The sequence below is a fragment of the Bradyrhizobium sp. Kon58 genome (assembly GCF_055807455.1).
The window spans coordinates 1-232 of record NZ_JBVVOT010000689.1 but is presented as its reverse complement, the minus strand read 5'-3'; the positions used below and the strand labels follow the sequence as shown (position 1 = coordinate 232).

1 protein-coding gene is annotated in these 232 nt (G+C 61.2%); it reads left to right on the top strand.

Features of this window, described 5'->3' with window-relative positions; translation table 11 throughout:
* The coding region (locus AC0L20_RS41950) for a hypothetical protein (RefSeq protein ID WP_473295987.1) at nucleotides 1–232 on the top strand (232 nt) is incomplete at both ends.

Genomic DNA, 232 nt, shown 5'->3' with positions numbered 1-232 from the left:
TGGGGCGCCAGCGTGATAGTGCTGGGTGTCTTCTGGTTGTGCGCCGTGTACCTGTCGGCGAACGTAGACAGTGGGCCTTTGCTGACCACCAGCTGGATTGTGGCAATCGTGCTGGTGGTGCTGGCTTACGTTTGGATCATCATTCGGGCGCGTCCCGCCCACGTCGCGCAACCAGAAGACACCCAGCACTATCACGCTGGCGCCCCAGTGCAGCAACAGACGGCGATGTTGA